The sequence below is a fragment of the Rathayibacter sp. PhB152 genome (assembly GCF_003751395.1).
Classification (GTDB): Bacteria; Actinomycetota; Actinomycetes; order Actinomycetales; family Microbacteriaceae; genus Rathayibacter; species Rathayibacter festucae.
Map to the genome: position 1 here is coordinate 432,380 of NZ_RJUT01000001.1, position 21,517 is coordinate 453,896.

Sequence of the window (21,517 nt, forward strand, 5' to 3'; positions counted from 1 at the left end):
GCCGGGTCACGGCCTCACGCGCTCCACTCGCTGTCGTCCCGCCAGGGCGCGAGATCGACCTCGTTGCCCTCCGGGTCAGCGAGGGTCCACCACTCCGGCGCGTTCGAGTCGTCGACGACGCGGCCGCCCGCGGCGAGGGCTGCGGCGAGGCGGGCGTCGACGACGTCGCGCGGCAGGTAGAGGTCGAGGTGGATCGTGTTGCGCTCCGGGCGCGGGCCCTCGATCCGCTGGATCCAGAGATTCGGGCCGAGGGCGCGCGGGTCGGCGAGGTCGGCGTCCTCGACGGGGGAGTAGCCGAGCACGGCCCGCCAGAAGGCGCGGACCGCGGCGACGTCGACGGCGTCGATCGCGATCTGCAGGCTCTGCACCGCGGCCGGCTCGGCGGCGAGGTCGAGCGCGCGGGCGGCGGCGGAGATCTCGCGGGCGAGGGCCACGTCGCGCTCGCTGATGTCGCCGACGTCGTGGCTGATCAGGCGCACGCCGACGCCGCCGTAGCGCAGATCGACGTCGGGGTGGTGGCCGGCTTCCTCGGCGAGGGCGGCGATCGCGGTGACCAGGGCGGCTCCCGCGGCGAAGGAGCCGGCCCCGAGACCGCCCGTGCGGAAGTAGGCGAGGGCGCCGTCGCCGACGACCCGCCAGTCGGCGGTGCCGGGGGCGGCGCGGAAGTCGCGCGGGGAGATCGCATCGGTCATGCGGCAGTTGTACTCCCCGGCCGGCCGTTCTGCCCAGGCCCCGTGCGGTGCCCGCTCGCTACGGTGGACCCACGACCGATCGGGTCGACGAGTGTGAGGAGCCAGCATGGCGCAGAAGAAGAAGTCGGATTCGAAGAAGTCGTCGCAGAAGACCGACGACAAGGCCGCGCAGAAGCGCGCGAAGAAGGCCCTCGCCAAGGCGGAGAAGTCGGTCCGTGCGGCCCACGACGCCGTCCGCGACTCCAGCAAGAAGCTGCGCAAGAAGGCCCGCAAGCTCGCCGAGCAGACCGACAAGCTCAAGCGCCGGCAGGAGAAGGCCGCGAAGAAGGCCGCCCAGGCCGAGAAGCGCAGCGCGCCCTCCGCGCCCAAGCACGTGGTCGAGCGCGAGCACGTCGCCGTCGGCGCGGCCGACCCGTCGGTCACGCCCGACTTCACGCCGCCGCTGCCGAGCGCGGCGCACGACGAGCAGGACCAGGAGCAGGCTCCCGAGGAGCAGGCCGAGGAGCAGGCCGAGGAGCAGCCCGAACAGCAGCCCGACGCCGACCCCGAGCACGTGCCGGACCTCACGCCGCCGCTGCCGCACTCCTCGAACTGAGCGAGCCCCGCGGGACGCCCCTACCCTGAGAAACTGCACAGGGTAGTCCGGCGCGCCGCTCGGAGAGGTGAACAGCCGGTGAACGCCCCGGCGAACCCTTCCGAGCGGCCTGCGCGGGCGAGAGGATCTCCTCCGTGGATCCCTTCATCCTTCTCGCGCTCGTCATCGTCACCGCTCTGGCGTTCGATTTCACCAACGGCTTCCACGACACGGCGAACGCGATGGCCACGTCCATCGCGACCGGCGCGTTGAAGCCGAAGGTGGCCGTCACGCTCTCCGCCGTCCTCAACCTGGTCGGCGCGTTCCTCAGCATCGAGGTGGCGCTGACCGTCACCAACGCGGTCGTCAAGATCCAGGACTCCACCGGCGCGCCCGACCCGGCGCTGCTCGAGGGCGGCGGCTCGGCGCTCCTGCTGATCGTGCTCGCCGGCCTCATCGGCGGCATCGTCTGGAACCTCCTCACCTGGCTGCTCGGTCTGCCCTCCAGCTCGTCGCACGCCCTCTTCGGCGGCCTGATCGGCTCGGCGCTCGCCGGCCTCGGCCTCAACGGCGTCAACTGGGCCGGTGACGGCTCGAAGCTCGACGGCGTCGTCGGCAAGGTGATCCTGCCCGCGTTGATGTCGCCGGTGCTCGCCGGCGCGGTCGCCGCGATCGGCACCTGGCTCGTCTTCCGCGTGATCGGGAACCTCGCCGACCGCCGCATCCACCGCGGCTTCCGGATCGGCCAGATCGGCAGCGCCTCGCTCGTCTCGCTCGCGCACGGCACCAACGACGCGCAGAAGACCATGGGCGTCATCACCCTCGCGCTGATCGCGGCCGGCGGTTGGAGCGACACCGAGTCCGTCCCGTTCTGGGTCAAGCTCAGCTGCGCGCTCGCCATCTCGCTCGGCACCTACATCGGCGGCTGGCGCATCATCCGCACCGTCGGCAAGGGCCTCGTCGAGATCGACACCCCGCAGGGCATGGCCGCCGAGAGCGCCTCCGCCGCGGTCATCCTCGCCTCCAGCCACCTCGGCTTCGCCCTCTCGACCACGCACGTCGCGACCGGCTCGATCCTCGGCTCCGGCGTCGGCCGCCCCGGCGCGCAGGTCCGCTGGCGCGTGGCGCTGCGGATGGTGATCGCCTGGGTGATCACGCTCCCCGCCGCCGCCCTGATGGGCGCCGTGATGTGGTGGATCGGCCACCTGGTCGGCGGAGCCGCCGGCGGCATCCTGATGACCGCCGTCCTCGTCGCCGTCGCGATCGTCATCTACGTCCGCTCGCGCCGCGACAGCATCGGCGCGCACAACGTCAACGACGAGTGGTCGGACGCGGGCACCGCGGCCGAGCAGCCCGCCGGCGCCCTGCGCTGACCCCTCTCCACTCCAGCGACTGAAAGGACCGACCCGTGCTCTCCCTCTTCTTCGGTGCCGCCGGCCAGGTGGCGCTCATCGCCGTGCTCCTCGGAGCGGGCCTGCCCGTGCTCTTCGCCGTCGGCGTCCGCTCGTTCGCCCTCGCCGGCGGTGACGGATCAACCGGAGCAGCGGCCTCGACCGCGCAAGCTCCCGGCCTCCCCGCGCCGCTGCTGCGCGCACTCGGCGTGCTCTGCTTCGTGATCGTGGTCGCCGCCGTGGCGGTGGGCCTCAGCATCATCATCGCGACCGGCCTCGGCCAGGCCGTGAGCTTCGAGCACGTCTTCCCGACGTTCGTCCCCAAGGGCTGAGCATGGCGGCGACCGACCCGGCGGCGCCCGACGCGGCCGCTCCCGATGCGGCGGCTCCCGCTCAGGCGGACGGCGTCGTCGCGCGGGTGGTCAGCTGGCTCCGCGCGGGCTACCCGACCGGCGTTCCCGAGACCGACTACGTTCCGCTGCTCGGCCTCCTCCAGCGCAGCCTCACCCGTGACGAGCTGGAGCAGGTCGTCCGCGAGCTGCTCTCCGACGCCGTCCGCGCCGATGCGGCCGGCGAGGAGCTCTCCGCGGCCCGGATGCGCGCGCGCATCGAGGAGACGCTCCTCGGACCCGCGCTGCCCGAGGACCTCGTCCGGGTGTCGGCGCGGCTCGCGAGCGCGGGCTGGCCGCTCGCCCGCCCGGAGGAGCTCGCCGAGCCGGAGCGCCCGGCCTCGGAGCGCGCCGGCCTCGTCACGCGGGTCGTCCGCTGGCTGCGCGCCGGCTACCCCGCCGGGCTGCCCGAGCAGGACTTCGTGCCGCTGATCGCGCTGCTGCGCCGCAGGCTCTCCGACGAGGAGGTCGCCGAGGTCGCGACGCGCCTGGCCGCCGAGGGCGGGCTGCCGGCCAGCCGCGTCGACGTCGGCACGGCGATCGCCGCGGTCACCTCGGAGCTGCCGTCGGACGCCGACATCGAGCGGGTCCGGCTCTCGCTGGCCGAGCACGACCGGCCGGAGGAGTTCGCGAGCTGAGCGGGCCGGTTCAGCGGGCTCAGGCCAGCAGCACGCGCTGCGGGTAGGGGTCGTGGCTGAAGCAGAGCGTCAGCCCGGCGGCCTCGAGGCGCTCCAGCTCGTGCGACGTGCGGTGGTGCGCCTCCGCGTCGTGGCTGATCAGCCGGGGGAGGAAGCGCAGCCGGTCCGACCAGGTCAGGAACTCGCGGCCCCAGGCCGCGTCGCCGGCCAGCAGCACGCGGCCCTCGACCAGCGCGCCGAGGTGGCCGCTCGCGTGCCCGGGGAGCGGGGTGATCACGAAGCGGCCGTCGCCGAACAGGTCGTAGCCGGAGACGCCGCTGGGAGTGGTCGCCACCGGCTGGTCGTCGACGAGCGTCGCCGTGTCCGCCCGGGTCGGGATCAGCGCCGCGAAGACGCCGTCGGTGATCCGGCTCCGCTCGATCGTCTCGAGCTGGCCGCGCGAGAGCACGAGCGTCGCGTCCGGGAACCAGCGCAGGCCGCCGACGTGGTCGGGGTGCAGGTGCGAGAGCACGACCGTGTCGATGTCGGACGGCGCGAGGTCGACGGCCGCGAGCCGCCGGTCGATCGTCTCGTCGGCGCCGACGCGCGCCGGGAGGATCCGCCGGTAGAGCGCGCCGACGGCCCCCGTGCCGCGCAGGGTCGGCGGGTAGCCGGTGTCGAAGAGCACGCGCCGGCCGCTCGGGTGCGTGTAGAGGAAGACGGCGGAGGGGAAGGTGCGCCGCGCGGGGCTCCCGCCGCGGAAGACACGGGAGAGCGGGAAGCTCGTCTCGCCGCAGGCGAAGACCTGGAGGGCCGGCCCGTGCTCGCTCATGCGGTCCTCCGGTAGTGCTCGCCGACCCTCCGCAGGCCCTCCGCGAGCGGCACCCGCGGCGCGTAGCCGAGCTCGGCGCGCGCCCTCGAGATGTCGAGGGTCTGCGCGTAGGCGAGGGTGGCGACCGTGTAGCGGGTGAACGGCGGCTCCGCGTCGCCGGGGAGCGCGGAGTACACGCGCTCGAGGACGGCCGCGAGCGCGCTGAGCACCCGCAGATCCACCGTCAGGTAGCGCGGCTCCTCGCCCATCGCGGCGAAGAAGCGGTCGAGCAGGTCGCCGAGCGGGGCCGGCTCGCCGTTGGTGATGTTGTAGACGCCGCCGGCCGCCACCGGGGCGTCCGCGGCGAGGCGGAGTGCGAGGGCCGCGTTCTCGACGCAGGTGATGTCGACCGGGTTCCGGCCGCCGTCGAAGAGCGGGACGCCGCGGCGACGGCTCGCGGCGACGAAGCGGGGGATGAGGCTCGGGTCGCCGACGCCGATCAGTCCGCGCGGGCGCAGGATCACCAGCTCCGGGATCCGGCCGGCGGCGTGCGCCTCCTGCAGCAGCCGCTCGGCGGCGATCTTGCTGCGGATGTAGAGGCTCATCCGGCTGCGGGTGTCGACGTCCTCCTCGCGGATGCCGAGCCGGTGGCGCCGGGCCGAGTAGATGCTCGGCGAGGAGACGAAGACGATCCGGCGGATCCCGCAGCGCTCGGCGAGGTCGATCATCGCCGCGGTGCCCGCGACGTTCGCCGCGTGGAACTCGCGCCAGCGGCCCCACGGGCTGGAGAGGGCGGCGGCGTGCACGAGCACGTCGGCGCGGACGTCGCGCGTCGCGAGCTCGGCGAGGTCGGCCGCGATCGTCTCGGCGCCCGTCGCGCGCAGGCGGGCGAGCGCGTCGGCGTTCCGGCCGGTCGCGATCACCTCGTCGCCCGCGGCCAGGAACTCGGCGACAGTGTGGCCGCCGAGGAAGCCGGTGGCCCCGGTGACCAGGACCCGGCGGGGCCCGGGCTGCTCAGCGGACTCCCGCGCGTCAGCGGACTCCCGCGCGTCAGCGGACATCGACGACCTCCGCGACACCCGCGCGGCCCCAGCGCTTGCGACCCCAGTACCAGAGCAGGATCCCCAGGTAGCCGAGCGCCTTGCCCTTGCGGATCGACATCCGCACGACCGCCTTCCGGTCGAGCCGGGCCTGCGTCCGCGGGATCACCCGGCAGACCTTCAGGTGCAGCTCCAGGTCCTCGTCGGTGTCGTCGATGCTCGAGCGCGGGAAGCCGCCGACCTCGAGGTAGAGCGCGGCGTCGATCGCCAGGTTCGAGCCGGCCGCCATGAACATCCGGTAGCGCTGGCCGGGCCGGCGGTAGAAGACTCCGGGAGCGTGCTCCATCAGGCGGATCATCGCGGTGCCGATCACGCCGTCGTACCAGTGGTAGACCGGCTCGTCGGTGCGGGGCACGAGCCTCCCGCCGACGAAGCGGACCCCGTCGGCGACGTCGGCCTTCAGCCGCGCCACCCAGTCCGGGGCGGGCAGGCAGTCCGCGTCGGTGCGCGCGACCGTCGCGGCGCCGTGCGCGACGGCGTGGCGGAAGCCGGTGTCCGAGGCGGCTCCGGTGCCCTTCTGCGGCTCGTCGATCACGACGAGCGGGCGGTCGGGGCGCCGGGCCCGGAACGCGTCGATCACCGCGCGGGAGCGGTCGGTGCTGCCGTTGTCGACGAGCAGCAGGATGAAGCCGGGGTCGGTCTGGTCGGCGAGGGCGTCGAGGGCGCCGCCGAGCAGCTTCTCCTCGTCGTAGAAGGGCACGACCACCCAGAACGCGCCACTCGTCGACTCGGTCACGCCGGACCCCCCTTCCGTCCCGCCGGAGCCTAGCGCGAGCGGGCACGGGCTCATCGGCGCTATACAGGACCGTGGCCGACGCGCTCCCGCTCCTCCTGCCCGTCCGTGTCCTCGGCACCGGCGAGGCCCTGCCGTCGCGCGTCGTGCCCACCGCCGAGGTCGCCGCGCTCTGCGGCATCGACGCGGAGGAGGCGGCGCGCCGCTCCGGAGTGCTGACCCGGCACTGGCTCGCCGACGACGAGGATCCGCTCGAGCTCGGCCTGCTCGCCGCCCGGCGGGCGCTGGACGCGGCGGGCATCGACGCGCGCGACGTCGACGTGGTGCTGAACGCCTCCGGGACCCAGCTGCAGGCGATCCCCGACGGCGGGGCGCTGGTCGCCGCAGGCCTCGGCCTCGAGGACGTCTTCGCCTACAGTCTGAACGCGACCTGCCTCTCGTTCCTCTTCGCGCTGCAGGAGGCCGGCTTCCTGCTCGCGACCGGCCGCGCCGAGCGGGTGCTCGTCGTCTCGACGGAGGGCGGCAGCCGCGGCATCGACGTCCGGCAGCCCGAGAGCGCGCTGCTCTTCGGCGACGCGGCGGCCGCCGTCGTCCTCGGCCGCGCCGAGCGGCCGGACCAGGGCATCGTCACCTCGCGCTTCGAGACCCGGCCGAGCGGCGTCCGGCACGCCGAGATCCGCGGCTTCGGCTCGCGCATCCGGATCGAGGACGCCCCGGGCCGGCTCGACGACTTCCGCTTCGACATGCACGGCGGCGCGCTGCTCGTGGACGCGCTCCGGCACTTCCCGGCCTTCCTCGAGCGGGTGCGGCCCGGCCTCGGCACCGGCCTGCCGGGCATCGACCGCGTCGTGCCGCACCAGACCAGCAAGGCCGGCCTCGACGGCATGGCCCGGCTCTGGGGCCGCGAGCGGATGGTGATCACCCTTCCCGAGGTCGGCAACACCATCGGCGCGGCGATCCCGCTCGCGCTGCACCGCGCCCGCGTGCAGGAGGGCGAGTCGGTGCTGCTGGTCGGCACCGGCGCGGGCACGCACTACGGCGCGGTGATCCTGCAGGCCTGAGCCGGGCGGCGCTCACCACGCCCGCCCGCTCACCAGGTGCTGACGGTCGTCCGGGTGATCACCCACTCGTCGCCGACCGGCACCAGCCGGCTGGTGAGCTGCAGCCGCCAGGTGGCGTGCAGCGAGCCGATCGTCGCCTCCGTCAGCGTGCGCGAGACGAGCACCGGATGCGCGGCCGTGCCGGAGACCGCGCTCTCGACGTGGTCGATCGCGTGGTACTCCTTCAGGCCCTCGGCGATGTCGTCCATCCAGTCGAGCTTCGACTGCACGAGCCCGGTCGGGTGCTCGATCACGAAGCGGGTGTCGAGCAGCGCGTCGAGCACGGGGAGGTCGACGAACACCAGCGCGTCGAAGAGCTCGTCGTGCGCGTCGCGGGGCTCGGCCCCGCCCTCGCCCGGTGTCAGGTCGTCCGGTGTCAGCGCGTCCGGCATCAGGGTGTCCTCCGCATCGAGGGCGGCGCGGTCGTCGCGCGCCGCACCAGCTGGGTCGGCAGCTGCACGTGCAGCGAGGCGGGGGTGCCACCTGCCATGAGCGTGATCAGCATCTCGGCGGCCGTCGCGCCGAGCGTCTGCATCGGCTGCCGGATCGTGGTCAGCGGCGGATCGAAGCGGGCCGCCTCGGGCACGTCGTCGAAGCCGACCACCGAGAGGTCGCGCGGCACGTCGAGCCCGAGGTGCGCGGCCGTCTCGATGATCGCCAGGGCCGAGACGTCGTTCGCGGCGAAGACCGCGGTCGGCCGGTCGGCCAGCGAGAGCATCGTCGAGGCCGGCAGCCGCGCCGTGTCGTGGTGGTAGCTGCCCACCCGGAGCAGCCGCTCGTCGAACGCGATCCCCGCCTCCGAGAGCCCGGCGCGGTAGCCGGCCTCGCGCAGCCGGGCGGAGCGGAGGTCGACGCGGCCGGCGACGAAGCCGATGCGCCGGTGGCCGAGGGCGACGAGGTGGCGCACGGCCTGGAGGGCGCCGCCGAAGCTGTCGGACTCGACGGTCGGCACGTCGGCGCGGCCCGTGTGCGGGTCGACGGCGACCAGCGGGATGTCCGACGGCGTGCTGACCACCGAGGGCGTCACCACGATCGCGCCGTCGATCAGGGTGCCGCTGAGCCGGCTGAGCGAGCGCCGCTCCCAGCCCTCCTGCTCGCCCTCGTGCGAGCCGCTGTAGGCGAGCAGGTCGAAGCGCGACCGGCGCAGCACCGAGCCGACGCCCTTGAGGATCTCCGCGCTGAACGGCTCGAAGCCGGCGACCAGCACGCCGATCACCCCGGTGCGCCGCGAGCGCATGCTGCTGGCGACCAGGCTCGACTCGTAGCCGAGCTCGCGCACGATCTCGAGCACGCGGTTCGCCGTCGCGGGCGCGATGCCGTAGCGGCCGTTCATCGCCTTCGACACGGTCGCGACCGAGACGCCGGCGGCGGCGGCGACGTCGTGGATGGTCGGGCGGAGGGACATGCGGTCGACCCTAGACCCCGGAAGGGCGCCGATGAGAGCGCGATCCGGATCCGGAGCCCGGCGCATGGAAAATGGTTTCGAAAACGTTTGCCGATCCTTTCGGCCGCTCTGAGACTGATCGGGCCCGTCCTGGACGGGCGCACCCCGGCGCCGCTCTCCCTGGCGGCGCCTCTCAGCGAAGAGAACGGTTCGAACGATGAAGTTCACGAGATCAGCATTCAGGAAGACGGCGGTGGCTACCGTGGCCCTGCTCGGCGCGGCGGCGGCCCTCAGCGGCTGCTCCGCCCAGGACGCGGGATCCTCCGACGGCACCGTCGCGATGACCCTCTGGCAGAACTCCACCACCGGCCCCGGCCAGGAGTTCTGGGAGAAGACGATCGCCGACTTCGAGGCCGCCAACCCGGGCGTCACCATCGAGTCGCAGGCCATCCAGAACGAGGACCTGGACGGCAAGCTGCAGACGGCGCTCAACTCGGGCGACGCCCCGGACATCTTCCTCCAGCGCGGCGGCGGCAAGCTCGCCGCGATGGTCGCCGGCGGCCTGGTCAAGGACCTCACCGGCGGCATCTCGGACCAGGCGCGCAGCGAGATCCCCGAGGGCTCGTTCCTGGCGAACACGCTCGACGACAAGGTCTGGGCGATGCCCGTGGCCGTGCTACCCGGCGGCCTCTTCTACAGCCAGGACCTCTTCACCGAGGCCGGGATCACCGAGACGCCGAAGACCCTCGACGAGCTCGACTCCGCGGTCACCGCGCTCAAGAGCGCCGGAGCGCAGCCGATCGCGCTCGGCGCGAAGGACGCCTGGCCCGCCGCGCACTGGTTCTACTTCTTCGCCCTGCGCGAGTGCAGCGCGGACACCATGGCCGAGGCGGCCGACTCCAAGGACTTCTCGGACGACTGCTGGCTGAAGGCGGGCGAGGACCTGCAGTCCTTCGCCGGCACCGAGCCGTTCAACGAGGGCTTCCTCACCACCGCCGCCCAGCAGGGCGCCGGATCCTCGGCCGGACTCCTGGCCAACCACCAGGCCGGCATGGAGCTGATGGGCGCCTGGAACCCCGGCGTCATCGCCTCGCTCACCCCCGACGAGAAGCCCCTGCCCGACCTCGGCTGGTTCCCCTTCCCCGAGGTGGACGGCGGCGCCGGCGCGCCCGGCTCGATCATGGGCGGCGTCGACGGCTACTCCTGCTCCACCGCGGCGCCCGACGAGTGCGTCGACTTCCTGAACTACCTCGCCACCTCCGACGTGCAGAAGGAGTACTACGCCGCCTTCAACGCGCCGCCGGTGAACACCGTCGCGCAGGAGGCCGTCACCGAGCCGTACCTGAAGGACATCCTCGCCGCGTACAACTCGGCGCCTTACGTCTCGCAGTGGCTCGACACCGTCTACGGCCAGAACGTCGGCAACGCGCTGAACGTCGCCGTCGTCGACCTGCTCGCCGGCAAGAGCGATCCGGAGCAGCTCGTCGAGGCCGTCGACGCCGCCGCGGCCAAGGCCTGACCGTGACGACCACAGCGCTCCGCGAGGACGCGCGCCCCGAGGCCCCGGCGGCGAAGCGACGCCGCCGGGGCCTGCGCCCTCGAGGATTGGGCTGGTCCGGCCGCCTCGAGGTCGCGATCCTCGTCGGCCCGGCGCTGATCGTCTTCCTCGCCTTCGTGATCTTCCCGGTCGTGATGGCGGCCTACTACGGCTTCTTCAGCTGGCAGGGCTACGGCGTCCCGACCGACTTCGTCGGGTTCAAGAACTACCTGACGATCCTGCAGGACCCGACCTTCCACGAGGCGCTCAGCCACAACGGCACGATCGTGGTGCTCTCGCTCGTCCTGCAGGGGCCGGCCGCGATCCTGATCGCGCTGCTGCTCAACCGCAAGCTCCGCGGGCAGTCGATCATCCGCGTCCTGATCTTCGTGCCCTACGTGATCTCCGAGGTCGTCGTCGGCACCGGCTGGAGCCTCATGCTCCAGACCAGCGGCGCCGTCAACGGCTTCCTCGAGAAGGTCGGGCTCGGCGCACTGAAGCAGGACTGGCTCTCGGACCCCTCGATCGCCCTCTGGACCCTGATGCTGATCATCACGTGGAAGTACATCGGCTTCGCCGTGATCCTCTTCCTCGCCGGCCTCCAGGGCATCCCGGAGGAGCTGTCCGAGGCGGCGTCGATCGACGGCGCGTCCTACTGGCAGGTGCAGCGGCGGATCACGCTGCCGCTGCTCGCGCCGACGCTGCGGATCTGGGCGTTCCTGTCGATCATCGGCGCGCTGCAGCTGTTCGACCTCGTCTACATCATCTGGGGGCAGTACGTGTCCTCGACCGCCGGCACCTCGACCATGGCGACGTACCTCGTCACCAACGGCCGCAACGCCGGCAACTACGGCTACGGCAACGCGGTCGCCGTGGTCCTGTTCCTCGTCTCGCTGATCGTCGCGCTGCTCTACCAGCGCTTCGTGCTGCGGCGGGACACCGAAGGCGCCCTCACGGGAGACACCAGAAAGGCGGGTGACAAGCGATGAGCACCCTGACCGCCGTGCCCCCGGGCACCAGACCCCCCACTGCCACGACGCCGCTCGCGCCGCGCCCGCCGAAGCCCCGCCGTCGCCCGCTGGGCCGCGGCACGATCATCGCCTACGTCGTCGCGATCGTCGTGATCGCCCTGATGCTCGCGCCGGTCGCCTACATCATCATCGGCGGGTTCCGCACGAACGCGCAGATCACCACCGACCCGTCCGGGTTCCCCGCGCCGTGGAACGTGCAGAACTACCTCGACGTGATCACCGGCGGCATCTTCTGGCGCGAGATCGGCAACTCCGCCATCGCGGCCGGAGCGACCACCCTCGGCGTCGTCGTGCTGGGGCTGATGGCGAGCTACGTGCTCGCCCGCTACACCTTCAGCGGACGCGGCGTGTTCTACGCGCTCTTCGCGGCCGGACTGATGTTCCCGATGACCGTCGCGATCACCCCGCTCTACCTGGTGATCAAGAGCCTCGGCCTGATGAACTCGCTCGCCGGCGTCGTGCTCCCGCAGATCGCGTTCGGCCTGCCGACGACGATCATCATCCTGGTGCCGTTCCTGCGGGCGATCCCCGACGAGATCCAGGAGGCGGCCTTCATCGACGGCTGCAGCCGGATCGGCTTCTTCTGGCGGATGGTCGTCCGCCTGGCGATGCCGGGCGTGATCACGACGGGCATCCTCGCCTTCATCGCGAGCTGGAACAGCTACCTGCTGCCGCTGTTCATCCTCAGCGACGAGTCGAGCTTCACCCTGCCGCTGGGCGTGCAGGCCTTCTCGTCGCAGTACTCCGTCGACACCGCGAAGGTGCTCGCCTTCGTGTCGCTGTCGATGATCCCGGCGCTGATCTTCTTCAGCGTCTTCGAGCGCCGCATCGTCGGCGGACTCACCGGAGCGGTGAAGGGATGACCCCCATGAACGAGAGCCCGACCACCGAGACGCAGGCCCCCTCCGCGCGCGTCGCCGACCTGATCGGACGGATGACGCTGGAGGAGAAGCTCACCCAGCTGGTCGGCTACTGGGTCGATCAGGGCGGCGAGGTCGTCGCGCCGCTGGCCGGCGAGATGGCCACCTCCACCGGCTACGCCGACGCGACCCGCGAGGGCATCGGCCAGCTCACCCGCGTCTACGGCACCCGCCCGGTCGACCCGGTCGAGCGCGCGCAGTGGCTGTGGGCCGAGCAGCGCCGGCTGGTCGAGGAGACCCGGCTGGGCATCCCGGCGATCGTGCACGAGGAGTGCCTGACCGGCCTCGCGGCGTGGAAGGCGGCGACCTTCCCCACTCCGCTGGCCTGGGGCGCCTCGTTCGACCCGGAGCTGGTCGAGGAGATGGCCGCGGCCATCGGCGGCTCGATGCGCGAGCTCGGCATCCACCAGGGCCTCGCGCCCGTGCTCGACGTGATCCGCGACCCCCGCTGGGGCCGGGTGGACGAGTGCATCGCCGAGGACCCGTACGTGGTCGGCACGATCGGCACCGCCTACGTGCGCGGACTGCAGTCGGCGGGTGTCGACGCGACACTCAAGCACTTCATCGGCTACTCCGCCTCGCGCGGCGGCCGCAACCACGCGCCGGTGCACGCCGGACCGCGCGAGATCGCCGACGTGCTGCTGCCGCCGTTCGAGATGGCGATCCGCGACGGCGGCGCCCGCTCGGTGATGAACTCCTACGCGGAGATCGACGGCGACCCGGTCGGCGCGACGCCGGCCCACCTCACCGGCGTGCTCCGCGAGCGCTGGGGCTTCGACGGCGTGGTGGTGGCCGACTACTTCTCGGTCGCCTTCCTGCACCTCATGCACGCCGTCGCCGCCGACCTCGGCGAGGCCGCGCAGCTGGCGCTCGAGGCCGGCATCGACGTGGAGCTGCCGACCGGCGACGCCTTCCTCGCGCCGCTCGCCGAGCGGATCCGCTCCGGCGGCGCCGACGAGGCGATCGTCGACCGCGCGCTGCTGCGGGTGCTCGCCCAGAAGGAGCGGCTCGGCCTGCTCGACGCCCGCTTCGACGACGCGCCCGAGTCGATCGACCTCGACTCGCCCGCGCACCGCGACATCGCCCGCCGCCTGGCCGAGGAGTCGCTCGTGCTGCTGACGAACGACGGGCGACTGCCGCTCGCCCAGCCGCGCCGGATCGCCCTGATCGGCCCGAACGCCGACAGCGCGCCCGCCCTGATGGGCTGCTACTCCTTCGCCAACCACGTGCTGGCGCACCACGAGGGCGTGCCGCTCGGCTTCGAGATCCGCACGGTGCGCGAGGCGCTCGCCGCCGAGTTCCCGGGGAGCGAGCTGCTCCTCGCCGAGGGCTGCTCGGTGGAGGGCGACGACCCCTCCGCCGACAGCGCCTCCGACGACACCGCAGGGATCGCCGGGGCCGTCGAGGCCGCCCGCGACGCGGAGATCGCCGTGGTCGTCGTCGGCGACCGCGCCGGGCTCTTCGGCCGCGGCACCGTCGGCGAGGGCAACGACGTCGAGAGCCTCGAGCTGCCCGGCCGTCAGCGCGAGCTGGTCGAGGCGGTCGTCGCCACCGGCACGCCGGTCGCCCTGGTGCTGCTCACCGGCCGCCCCTACGCGATCGACTGGGCGATCCGCGGCGCCTCCGCCCCCGCGGCGGTGCTGCAGGCGTTCTTCCCGGGGGAGGAGGGGGCCGGCGCGATCACGGGCGTCCTCTCGGGCCGCGTCGCGCCGTCCGGCCGGCTGCCGGTCTCGCTGCCGCGCTCGGCCGGCGCGCAGCCGTTCTCCTACCTGCACCCGATCCTCGGCGGGCCCTCCGACGTGACCAGCGCCGACAGCACGCCCGTCCTGCCGTTCGGGCACGGGCTGGCGTACACGACGTTCAGCCGGTCGGAGCTGGCGCTGGAGTCGGCGGGTCCCGGAGCCGCGGAGGCACCGACCGACGGCGCTTTCACCGCGACCGTGCGGGTGCGCAACACCGGGGAGCGTGACGGCGTCGACGTCGTGCAGCTCTACGCCCGCGACGTGGTCGCCTCGGTGACCCGCCCGGTCGCGCAGCTGCTCGGCTACGCGCGGGTCGAGCTCGCGGCGGGGGAGGAGGCGCTGGTGCGCTTCGACGTCCCCTCCGCTCGGCTGGCGTTCACCGACCGCTGCGGCGTCCGCTCGGTCGAGCCGGGACTCGTCGAGCTCTGGGTCGGGCCGGACTGCGCCTCGAGGGAGGCGACGGCCGAGGTCGTGCTGACCGGCGAGGTGTCGCCCGTCGGCGCCGAGACCCGGCGCACCGTGCTGACCGAGGTCGTCCGCGAGGACGCGCGGGTGGCGGTGCTCTGAGGCCCGGGCCAGGCTGGGGGGCATGAGCACCGATCCGAGCAGCGCCGATCAGAGCAGCGCCGATCAGAAGCAGACCCTCCTCCGCTATCTGCAGGAGGGCCGCGACGCCCTCCTGCAGAAGCTCGACGGCCTGGGCGAGTACGACCTCCGCCGGCCGCTGGTGCCCACCGGCACCAACCTGCTCGGCCTGGTGAAGCACGTCTCGGGGACGGAGGCCGGCTACCTCGGCGCCGTCTTCGGCCGGCCGTTCCCCGAGCCGATGCCGTGGATGGAGGACGAGTCCGAGCCGAACGCCGACATGTGGGCGACGGCGGACGAGTCCCGCGAGCAGGTGGTGGAGCAGTACCGCCGGGTCTGGGCGCACTCCGACGCGACGGTGGCCGCGCTCGACCTCGACGCGCCGGGCGTCGTGCCGTGGTGGACGACCCGGGACGTGACGCTGCACCGGATCCTCGTGCACCTCACCGCCGAGACCCACCGGCACGCGGGGCACGCCGACATCGTCCGCGAGCTGATCGACGGCCGCGTCGGGCTGCGCACGCCGGGCGACAACCTGCCGCCGGTCCCCGGCGAGTGGTGGCCGGAGCACGTCGCCCGCCTGGAGGCGGTGGCGCGCGCGGCGGAGCAGTAGCGCTCCCGGCGGGGCTCCCGGGCGCCACCTCCCCCGTAGGGGTGGCATCCGGACTGAGAGGGCTCGCAGGGATTCGGCTGGCCATCAGGTGTCGGTTAGCGTGAGCGCGTGTCCCCGGAAGGGGGACGCACCGCGCCGACGTCTGGAGACGACATGACCACCGCCCCCTCCCGCCGCACCACTGCATCCCGCACCACCGCATCCCGCACCACCGCATCCCGCACCCTCGACCGCCGCACCCTCACGACCGCCGCCGCCTGGAGCGTCCCGATCGTCGCGGTCGCCGCCGCCGCCCCGCTCGCCGCGGCCTCGACCACGCCGCCGCCCGCGCCGTCGGTCCGCTCGGTCGAGTACACCCTGTTCACGGCGCAGAGCTTCCGCGACGAGCAGGTCAACGTGAACCGCCCCCTCGCGATCGCGATCGAGGGGCAGCTCACCGCCGGCGAGCTCGTCACCCTGACCGTCGCGCCGCGGATGACCCGCTCCGGCTCCGGCGACTCGCGCGCGACTCCGCTGCGCATCACCGCCGCCGACGGCCCCAACTTCTCGGTCGTCTCCTCGAGCGTCGGCTCCGACGGGTCGCAGACGCTCCTGCTGCGCACCAACCGCGACCTCGCCGACGGCTCGTACCGCAAGAGCATCGCCTGGGTCCCGGTCGACGGCCGCACCCAGGAGCAGACCGCCGACCTGCTGCTGACCTGGCCGCTCGGCACCTACACGGCGCCGATCACGGTGATCGTCGCGGGCGTGGCCGGCAGCGAGCAGGCCTACACGCTCAACCGCACGCCCGTCGGCGGCGCGGAGGAGTAGGGGAGCTCTCGGACCCTCCGTCAAGGGGGTGGGAGCTCTCAGCGCCGCGTTCTAGCGTCGGATTTCGGCGCGGTCGTGCGCGCGAGAGGGGAAGACGATGCAGAAGCTGTACTACGCGAGCGGATTCGTGCTGCTGGGGGATGCGGTGTGCACCGCGGTCGTCGAGTACGCCCAGGCCCTGGCGAACGTCGGGAAGTCCGACCTCGTCGTCGTGCCCGGGCTGTCCGACGAGGGGCTGCGCGGCGAGACGCGCCTGCTGCTCGGGCCCGCGAGCCAGCTCTTCACCAGCCCGGCGCTCGACCGCGGGATCGACCTCGACGACGACGAGGCGGTCGAGTCCATGCGCGACAGGACGCGGCGGCTGCTGCCGGCCCGGCCCACCACGGAGGCCCGCGCGAGCGAGGACCACGACAGCGGCGGGGACTTCTTCTAGGCGCCGGTCATCCGGGCGCGCGTCACTTCTCGAGCGTCGTGCTCGGCCGCTCGCCGAAGCGGTGCGCGTACGACGCCGAGAAGCGGCCGAGGTGCGCGAAGCCCCAGCGGTGCGCCACCTCGGTCACGCTGACCTCGCCCGAGGCCTTGGCGCGCAGCTCCTTGCGCACGGCGTCGAGCCGGATGCGGCGCAGGTAGTCGACGGCGGTGAAGCCGAACTCGCGGCGGAACTCCGACTGCAGGGTGCGCAGGCCCACGCCGCAGGCCTCGGCGATCGTCTCGGTGCGGATCGGCTCGTGCGCGTGCGCGTACATGAACTCGATCGCGGTGCGCAGACGCCCGCTGCGCGGCACGGCGAGGTCGGTCGGCGCCGCGAGGGACTCGTGCGGGAACGTCTCGAGCAGCGCCACGGCGACGGCGCGGTCGGCCTCCTGGCGCAGGAGCGCGGAGCTGTCGACGTCGTAGATCACCCGGGCGACCGCGGCGACCGTGGCCGACCAGCGGCGCAGCGCCTCGCCCTCGGGGCGCGCGGTGGTGTCGAACAGCAGTGGTCCGCCCGCCGTGCCCTCCATCTCCTGGGCGACGCCCTCGAGGTAGCCGCCGTCGAAGTGGATGAGGTTCTGCCGGTAGTCGTGGAACTCGAAGGCGTTCGGCCGGCCGGTCACGAAGATCGCGGGGCGGCCGTAGATCTGGCGCATCGGCGCGTGGTCGAGGTCGGTGACGCCCTCGCCGGCGGTGAGCCAGGAGACGACGTACTCGCCGTCGGTCTGGATCCGCCCTTCGATCGAGCCGGCGAACTGGCTGCCGCGGAGCGTGACGTCGCTGTCGCCGACCGAGGTGTAGCGGTAGGAGAAGTCCTCGCCCGGCTCCACCGAGAAGCGGTGGCCGTTGTACACCGACTCGAGCAGCGCGCGTGCCTGCTCGAAGTCCCGCCCGCCGATGTCGGAGCGGATGACCTCGCCGTTCGAGTCGTCCATCGCGACCAGCGTCGCATGCGTGCGCATCGAGGTCGAGAGCAGCGGCGCGGAAGTTCGCTGGGCGGATACGGCCTGCGGAGACGACCTAGGCGGCGGCGCGGCGCCTCCGCGGCCCGAAGGCCTGCGTCATGGCGACCACCGTGGCACCGCGGAACTGCGAGAGCAGCACGACCGAGTGCCGGGCCCCGGATTCGACGGCGAGCGAGAACGTGCCGCCCGTCGAGGTGTCCCACCAGGAGCGGATGTCGAGCGCCCGCAGCCGGACGGTCGGCTGCGTGCCGCCCAGGACCAGCAGTCCCTCGGTGACGCAGAGCGAGCCCGTGACGCCGTCGAGCGTCGTCGAGCAGGCGAAGTCCGCGTCGCGGTGCGCCGGCCCGGCGAGCCGGAGGAAGTCGGGGGCCCAGTGCTCGGTGCCGTGCATCATCATCTCCCCGCCCCCCGCCTGCGTGACGGGATCAGGCCGCGGCGGTGGCGACGGCGGAGTCCGGCTGCTGCGCCGGCTCGGGCACGATGCGCAGCCCGCGGCCGCTGTTGGCCTCCTCCATCAGCGCGCGCACCCAGGCGCCGTTGATGGCGGGGACGCGGCTGCCGTGGAAGGAGAACTGCAGCGGGATGGTCGGGTGCAGCCAGAGCGTCTGGCGGCCGGTGCCGTGTGCGCTCGAGGCGTCCAGCTGGAAGGCGAAGGCCTCGTTGCGGCGGAACTTGTTGATCATCACGATCTGCAGGTGCGCGAGTGCGCGGTCGTCGATCTCGTGGGAGGTGGCCGGAGTGCCGTAGAGGAGAGCGCCCATGTGCGGAGCCGCCGTTCTGTGTGGGAGTCGCGGTGTCGGCCGCGACGGGACGTGGGGGAACCGGCGGAGCGCCGGGACGTCGTGCGAGTCGGAGGAGGCCGACCCACCGCCGGGCTCGAAGGGCCCTGGCGGCGACTCCCTCTGCCGGGTGCCGGGCGGAGGGGGGAGTCGAGCGAGTGGTCGCAGGAACGACCGTTCTCCGAAGGTACGGGGAGCGGCCCTGGAACGGGGGCCGCTATCCGCTTTGCGAAGCAGCGCCCGGGTGCCGCGGGCGGACTCCCAGGAATCCGTCGTGCGGAGCTCTTGCTCTCTCAGCCCGACTTCTCTCACGAGCGGCATGAACAGGAGTTTTCTCGAGAGAACTCGCCTCTCTGCGCATGATCGCGGATGCCCGAGGCGAAGCATCGCAGGCCTGCGTGATCCGTCGCCCGCGCTCCGGTGTCGATGCTGCTCGATCCGCAGGGCCCGTGGGCGGGGCACTTCGCGACGCCGATGCAGGAGGCCGGCGATGAGGAGCCGGAGGAGCGGCTGCGCGCCGATGCGGCCGCAGGGGCGTCGCTCCTCCTCCGGACCCTCGATCAGAACGCGTAGCGGACGCGGCAGTAGGGCAGGTGCTCGGCGAGGAGGGCGAGGAAGCGGTCGAGGGCGGCGCGCTTGAGGTCGCGGCGGTAGCGGATGTTGACGGCGCCGTTCTCGGAGACCTTCGACTCCTGCATCCGGGGCGCCCAGAGCAGGTCCTCGGCCTTCGGGTGCCAGCCGAGGTTGACCTCGTGCAGGCCCGCGTTGTGGGTGAGCAGGATCACCTCGGCGGCGAGCTGCGCCTTCGCCCGCGGGTGCAGGGCCGCGTCGAGCTGCTCGAAGAGCTCGGTCCAGTCGCGCTGCCAGGTCTCGGTGAGGATCACGGGCGAGAAGTTGACGTGCACCTCGTAGCCGGCGTCGACGAAGTCGTTGATCGCGGCGATCCGCTCGGCCATCGGCGACGTGCGCACGTCGGTGACCTTCGCCGTCTCGGCGGGCATCAGCGAGAAGCGGATGCGGGTGCGGCCGAGCGGGTCCCACTCGAGCAGCTCACGGTTGACGTACTTGGTGGCGAACGAGGCCTTGGCGGTCGGCGACATCCGGAAGAGGTCGCAGAGGTCGCGGACGTTGTCGCTCAGCAGCGCGTCCACCGAGCAGTCGCTGTTCTCGCCGATGTCGTAGACCCAGGCCTCGGGGTCGCACTGGTTCGCCTCGGCCTTCACGCCCTGCTTCGCGATGTGGCGGGCGAGGTGGCGCTGGATCTGCTCGATGTTCGCGAAGACCGTGATCGGGTTGCTGTAGCCCTTCCGCCGCGGCACGTAGCAGTAGACGCAGGCCATCGCGCAGCCGTTGGCGGAGGAGGGGGCGATGAAGTCGGCGGAGCGGCCGTTGGGACGGGTGACCAGCGACTTCTTGACGCCCACGACGAGCGCCTCCGTCTTGATCCGCACCCAGCGCGCGACGTTCGCCTCGTCGCCGTGCACCTCCGGGATGTTCCAGTGCGAGTCGACCGGCACGATCTCGGCCGCGGGCCAGCGCTCGACGATCTCCTGCCCGCGGGGCAGCTCGAGCGCGGCCGGCTCGGCGTAGATGCGCCGGACGTCGAGGAGGGTGCGCTGACGGATGCCGGACATGCGTCCGTTCTACCGGCGACCACCGACAGTGCAGCCCCCCGACGGTGCGGGTGACCTCGGGAGTAGAGTCCCGCGCATGGACGCCGCCGTCTCCTCCGCCATCGGCGCCGCCGCCGTCACCGAGCTGCCGCCCGACTTCGTGCTCGCCCTCGGGGCCGTCGGCGAGGCGCTCGCCGCGATGGCCGCGGGCGATGCGGAGCCGTACCGCCGCTGCTGGGCCGACACCGCGGACTCGACGCTGTACGGCGCGTTCGGCACGATCGAGCGGGGCCGCGCGGCGATCGACGAGACGCTCGGCTGGGTCGCGAGCCGGTTCGCCGGCGGCGGGCTGACGCCGCACTACGACCTGATCCACGTCGCCGGCGATCTGGCCTACACGGTCGGCCGCGAGATCGGCGCGACACGGATCGACGGGCGCGAGACGGCTCCGCTGGTCATCCGGGTCACCCACGTCTACCGCCGCATCGACGGGCAGGGCTGGCGGATCGTGCACCGGCACGGCGACCACCCGCCGCACCTGGAGCGCTGAGCGGGTCGTCGCGGCGGGTGGGGCATCGCGGAGGATGGAGGCATGGAGCCGACCGCCGACCGCTACCGCCGCGCCGCCGCCGAGCTGGCGCAGACCTCCGAGCTGCAGGTCGAGTGGGCGCTCGCCGTCGCCGGCGACGAGGCGCTGCTGGCGCTGATCGACGAGCTGCCGCCGGCCCACCGGCAGCCGTCGCTGCTGTTCTCGGTGGCGCGGCTGCTCGGGGCGCCCTCGGTGGACGGCCCGGGCTTCGCGGAGTGGCTGCGGCGGGAGTGGCCGCGGGTCGCGCCGGTGGCGGCGGAGCGCCTCACCCAGACGAACGAGGCGCTGCGCTGCGTCCCGCTGGTCGCGGCGCTGGAGCGGATCACGGAGCCGGGGGAGCCGGTCGCGCTGATCGAGATCGGCGCCTCGGCCGGGCTGTGCCTGGCGCCGGAGCGGTACTCGTATGTGTTCACGGGGGCTGAGGGCACGACTCGGCTGGGGCGGGGCGAGCCGGGGCGAGGTGAGCCGGTGCTCGAGTGCGCGGTGACCGGGGGAGCGGCGCCCTCGCGGCTCCCCGTCGTGGCCTGGCGGCGCGGGCTGGACCTGCGTCCGCTCGACGTCGGCTCCGCCGAGGACCGCGCCTGGCTGGAGGCGATGCTGCCGCCGGACCGGCCGGAGCGCACTGAGCGGCTCCGGGCCGCCGTGGCGACGCTGCGGGAGGACCCGCCGGAGATCGTCGCGGGTGACGCGGCGGAGGCGCTACCGGAGGTGCTCGCCGCGGTGCCGCGTGGGCTGCGGACGGTCGTGGTGTCGCTCGGGACGCTGGTGTACCTGCCGTGGGCCGCGCGGGAGCGGGTGCTGGCGGCGGTCGCCGAGTCGGGCGCGAGCCTGGTGACGCTCGAGGCGGAGGCGCTGCTGCCGTCGCTCCGGGAGCGGGCCGCCGCGCTGACGGCGTCCGAGCGCACGCCCTTCCTGCTCGCGGCGGACGACGCACCGCTCGCCTTCGCGGCGCCGCACGGCGGCCGCCTCTCCTGGCTGAGCTGACGCCGACCGCTGCATGTTGATCGAGTAGCCCGCGGAGCGGGCGTATCGAGATCCACCACCGTCAGAACGCGAGTCTGCAGACCC

At 73.2% G+C, this 21,517-nt stretch carries 25 protein-coding genes; 15 read left to right on the forward strand and 10 right to left on the reverse strand.

Features of this window, described 5'->3' with window-relative positions; translation table 11 throughout:
- Nucleotides 1–14: 14 nt before the first annotated feature.
- Nucleotides 15–692, reverse strand: coding sequence for a VOC family protein (locus tag EDF36_RS01950; protein WP_123731677.1), 678 nt, complete (start codon nucleotides 690–692; stop codon nucleotides 15–17).
- 106 nt (nucleotides 693–798) lie between these two features.
- Here EDF36_RS01950 and EDF36_RS01955 point away from each other — a divergent pair, with 106 nt between their 5' ends.
- From EDF36_RS01955 to EDF36_RS01970, 4 genes are all read left to right on the forward strand, one after another.
- A complete protein-coding gene (locus tag EDF36_RS01955; protein ID WP_123731678.1) occupies nucleotides 799–1,287 on the forward strand; it encodes a hypothetical protein in 489 nt (162 codons plus the stop codon).
- Between the two features lie 134 nt (nucleotides 1,288–1,421).
- On the forward strand, nucleotides 1,422–2,639 hold the full coding sequence (locus EDF36_RS01960) for an inorganic phosphate transporter (protein ID WP_123705818.1): 1,218 nt from the start codon (nucleotides 1,422–1,424) through the stop codon (nucleotides 2,637–2,639).
- 35 nt (nucleotides 2,640–2,674) lie between these two features.
- Entirely contained in the window at nucleotides 2,675–2,989 is a 315-nt protein-coding gene (locus tag EDF36_RS01965; RefSeq protein WP_123731679.1) for a hypothetical protein, read from the forward strand.
- A gap of 2 nt (nucleotides 2,990–2,991) precedes the next feature.
- Nucleotides 2,992–3,684, forward strand: a complete 693-nt coding sequence (locus EDF36_RS01970; RefSeq protein ID WP_123731680.1) for a DUF3349 domain-containing protein — start codon at nucleotides 2,992–2,994, stop codon at nucleotides 3,682–3,684.
- A 19-nt stretch (nucleotides 3,685–3,703) separates the two neighbouring features.
- On the opposite strand, the gene EDF36_RS01975 is transcribed toward EDF36_RS01970, so the two are convergent.
- The 3 genes from EDF36_RS01975 to EDF36_RS01985 are packed head-to-tail and all read right to left on the reverse strand — an operon-like array spanning nucleotide 3,704 to nucleotide 6,310.
- Nucleotides 3,704–4,495, reverse strand: coding sequence for an MBL fold metallo-hydrolase (locus EDF36_RS01975; RefSeq protein WP_123731681.1), 792 nt, complete (start codon nucleotides 4,493–4,495; stop codon nucleotides 3,704–3,706).
- Nucleotides 4,492–5,535: an NAD(P)-dependent oxidoreductase gene (locus tag EDF36_RS01980; protein ID WP_123731682.1), complete on the reverse strand. Its 1,044-nt coding sequence runs from the start codon at nucleotides 5,533–5,535 to the stop codon at nucleotides 4,492–4,494. Before EDF36_RS01980 ends, EDF36_RS01975 begins: the two co-directional genes overlap by 4 nt.
- Complete coding sequence (locus EDF36_RS01985) at nucleotides 5,525–6,310, reverse strand: glycosyltransferase family A protein (protein ID WP_185020329.1); 786 nt, start codon at nucleotides 6,308–6,310, stop codon at nucleotides 5,525–5,527. The genes EDF36_RS01980 and EDF36_RS01985 overlap by 11 nt, the downstream gene beginning before the upstream one ends.
- A gap of 71 nt (nucleotides 6,311–6,381) precedes the next feature.
- On the opposite strand from EDF36_RS01985, the gene EDF36_RS01990 reads away from it, so the two are divergent.
- Complete coding sequence (locus EDF36_RS01990; protein WP_123731684.1) at nucleotides 6,382–7,368, forward strand: 3-oxoacyl-ACP synthase III family protein; 987 nt, start codon at nucleotides 6,382–6,384, stop codon at nucleotides 7,366–7,368.
- 29 nt (nucleotides 7,369–7,397) lie between these two features.
- On the opposite strand, the gene EDF36_RS01995 is transcribed toward EDF36_RS01990, so the two are convergent.
- Together EDF36_RS01995 and EDF36_RS02000 are read right to left on the reverse strand one after the other, a co-directional pair.
- Nucleotides 7,398–7,799: a nuclear transport factor 2 family protein gene (locus EDF36_RS01995; RefSeq protein WP_123731685.1), complete on the reverse strand. Its 402-nt coding sequence runs from the start codon at nucleotides 7,797–7,799 to the stop codon at nucleotides 7,398–7,400.
- Nucleotides 7,799–8,812: a LacI family DNA-binding transcriptional regulator gene (locus tag EDF36_RS02000; protein WP_123705810.1), complete on the reverse strand. Its 1,014-nt coding sequence runs from the start codon at nucleotides 8,810–8,812 to the stop codon at nucleotides 7,799–7,801. The genes EDF36_RS01995 and EDF36_RS02000 overlap by 1 nt, the downstream gene beginning before the upstream one ends.
- Before the next feature lie 196 nt (nucleotides 8,813–9,008).
- On the opposite strand from EDF36_RS02000, the gene EDF36_RS02005 reads away from it, so the two are divergent.
- The 7 genes from EDF36_RS02005 (at nucleotide 9,009) to EDF36_RS02035 (ending at nucleotide 16,462) form a co-directional block, all read left to right on the forward strand.
- Complete coding sequence (locus EDF36_RS02005) at nucleotides 9,009–10,310, forward strand: extracellular solute-binding protein (protein ID WP_123731686.1); 1,302 nt, start codon at nucleotides 9,009–9,011, stop codon at nucleotides 10,308–10,310.
- A 71-nt stretch (nucleotides 10,311–10,381) separates the two neighbouring features.
- The gene (locus tag EDF36_RS02010) at nucleotides 10,382–11,317 is read left to right on the forward strand and encodes a carbohydrate ABC transporter permease (protein ID WP_260300509.1); all 936 of its coding nucleotides are present in this window, start codon (nucleotides 10,382–10,384) and stop codon (nucleotides 11,315–11,317) included.
- Nucleotides 11,314–12,222, forward strand: coding sequence for a carbohydrate ABC transporter permease (locus tag EDF36_RS02015; RefSeq protein WP_123731687.1), 909 nt, complete (start codon nucleotides 11,314–11,316; stop codon nucleotides 12,220–12,222). Before EDF36_RS02010 ends, EDF36_RS02015 begins: the two co-directional genes overlap by 4 nt.
- Before the next feature lie 5 nt (nucleotides 12,223–12,227).
- Nucleotides 12,228–14,588, forward strand: a complete 2,361-nt coding sequence (locus EDF36_RS02020) for a glycoside hydrolase family 3 N-terminal domain-containing protein (RefSeq protein ID WP_123731688.1) — start codon at nucleotides 12,228–12,230, stop codon at nucleotides 14,586–14,588.
- Between the two features lie 22 nt (nucleotides 14,589–14,610).
- On the forward strand, nucleotides 14,611–15,219 hold the full coding sequence (locus tag EDF36_RS02025; RefSeq protein ID WP_123731689.1) for a DinB family protein: 609 nt from the start codon (nucleotides 14,611–14,613) through the stop codon (nucleotides 15,217–15,219).
- Between the two features lie 153 nt (nucleotides 15,220–15,372).
- The gene (locus tag EDF36_RS02030) at nucleotides 15,373–16,029 is read left to right on the forward strand and encodes a hypothetical protein (RefSeq protein ID WP_123731690.1); all 657 of its coding nucleotides are present in this window, start codon (nucleotides 15,373–15,375) and stop codon (nucleotides 16,027–16,029) included.
- 97 nt (nucleotides 16,030–16,126) lie between these two features.
- On the forward strand, nucleotides 16,127–16,462 hold the full coding sequence (locus tag EDF36_RS02035) for a hypothetical protein (RefSeq protein ID WP_123731691.1): 336 nt from the start codon (nucleotides 16,127–16,129) through the stop codon (nucleotides 16,460–16,462).
- A 22-nt stretch (nucleotides 16,463–16,484) separates the two neighbouring features.
- Here EDF36_RS02035 and EDF36_RS02040 read toward each other — a convergent pair whose 3' ends face one another.
- The 3 genes from EDF36_RS02040 to EDF36_RS02050 all read right to left on the reverse strand — a co-directional run bounded on the left by EDF36_RS02040 (nucleotide 16,485) and on the right by EDF36_RS02050 (nucleotide 18,229).
- A complete protein-coding gene (locus EDF36_RS02040; protein ID WP_185020330.1) occupies nucleotides 16,485–17,438 on the reverse strand; it encodes an AraC family transcriptional regulator in 954 nt (317 codons plus the stop codon).
- A gap of 85 nt (nucleotides 17,439–17,523) precedes the next feature.
- Entirely contained in the window at nucleotides 17,524–17,859 is a 336-nt protein-coding gene (locus EDF36_RS02045; protein WP_148059949.1) for a hypothetical protein, read from the reverse strand.
- Nucleotides 17,860–17,893: 34 nt separating this feature from the next.
- A complete protein-coding gene (locus tag EDF36_RS02050) occupies nucleotides 17,894–18,229 on the reverse strand; it encodes an ATP-dependent DNA ligase (protein WP_123705802.1) in 336 nt (111 codons plus the stop codon).
- Between the two features lie 444 nt (nucleotides 18,230–18,673).
- On the opposite strand from EDF36_RS02050, the gene EDF36_RS21095 reads away from it, so the two are divergent.
- Nucleotides 18,674–18,820 carry a hypothetical protein gene (locus EDF36_RS21095; RefSeq protein WP_185020331.1) on the forward strand — a complete coding sequence of 49 codons (147 nt, stop codon included), beginning with the start codon at nucleotides 18,674–18,676 and terminating at the stop codon, nucleotides 18,818–18,820.
- On the opposite strand, the gene EDF36_RS02055 is transcribed toward EDF36_RS21095, so the two are convergent.
- Nucleotides 18,808–19,881 (reverse strand): spore photoproduct lyase family protein, encoded by a 1,074-nt coding sequence (locus tag EDF36_RS02055; protein WP_123731694.1) that lies wholly within the window; start codon nucleotides 19,879–19,881, stop codon nucleotides 18,808–18,810. The two genes, EDF36_RS21095 and EDF36_RS02055, sit on opposite strands and share 13 nt — an antisense overlap.
- A 76-nt stretch (nucleotides 19,882–19,957) precedes the next feature.
- Here EDF36_RS02055 and EDF36_RS02060 point away from each other — a divergent pair, with 76 nt between their 5' ends.
- A complete protein-coding gene (locus EDF36_RS02060) occupies nucleotides 19,958–20,410 on the forward strand; it encodes a DUF4440 domain-containing protein (RefSeq protein WP_185020332.1) in 453 nt (150 codons plus the stop codon).
- Nucleotides 20,411–20,452: 42 nt separating this feature from the next.
- The gene (locus tag EDF36_RS02065; protein WP_123731695.1) at nucleotides 20,453–21,433 is read left to right on the forward strand and encodes a DUF2332 domain-containing protein; all 981 of its coding nucleotides are present in this window, start codon (nucleotides 20,453–20,455) and stop codon (nucleotides 21,431–21,433) included.
- Nucleotides 21,434–21,517: the final 84 nt, after the last annotated feature.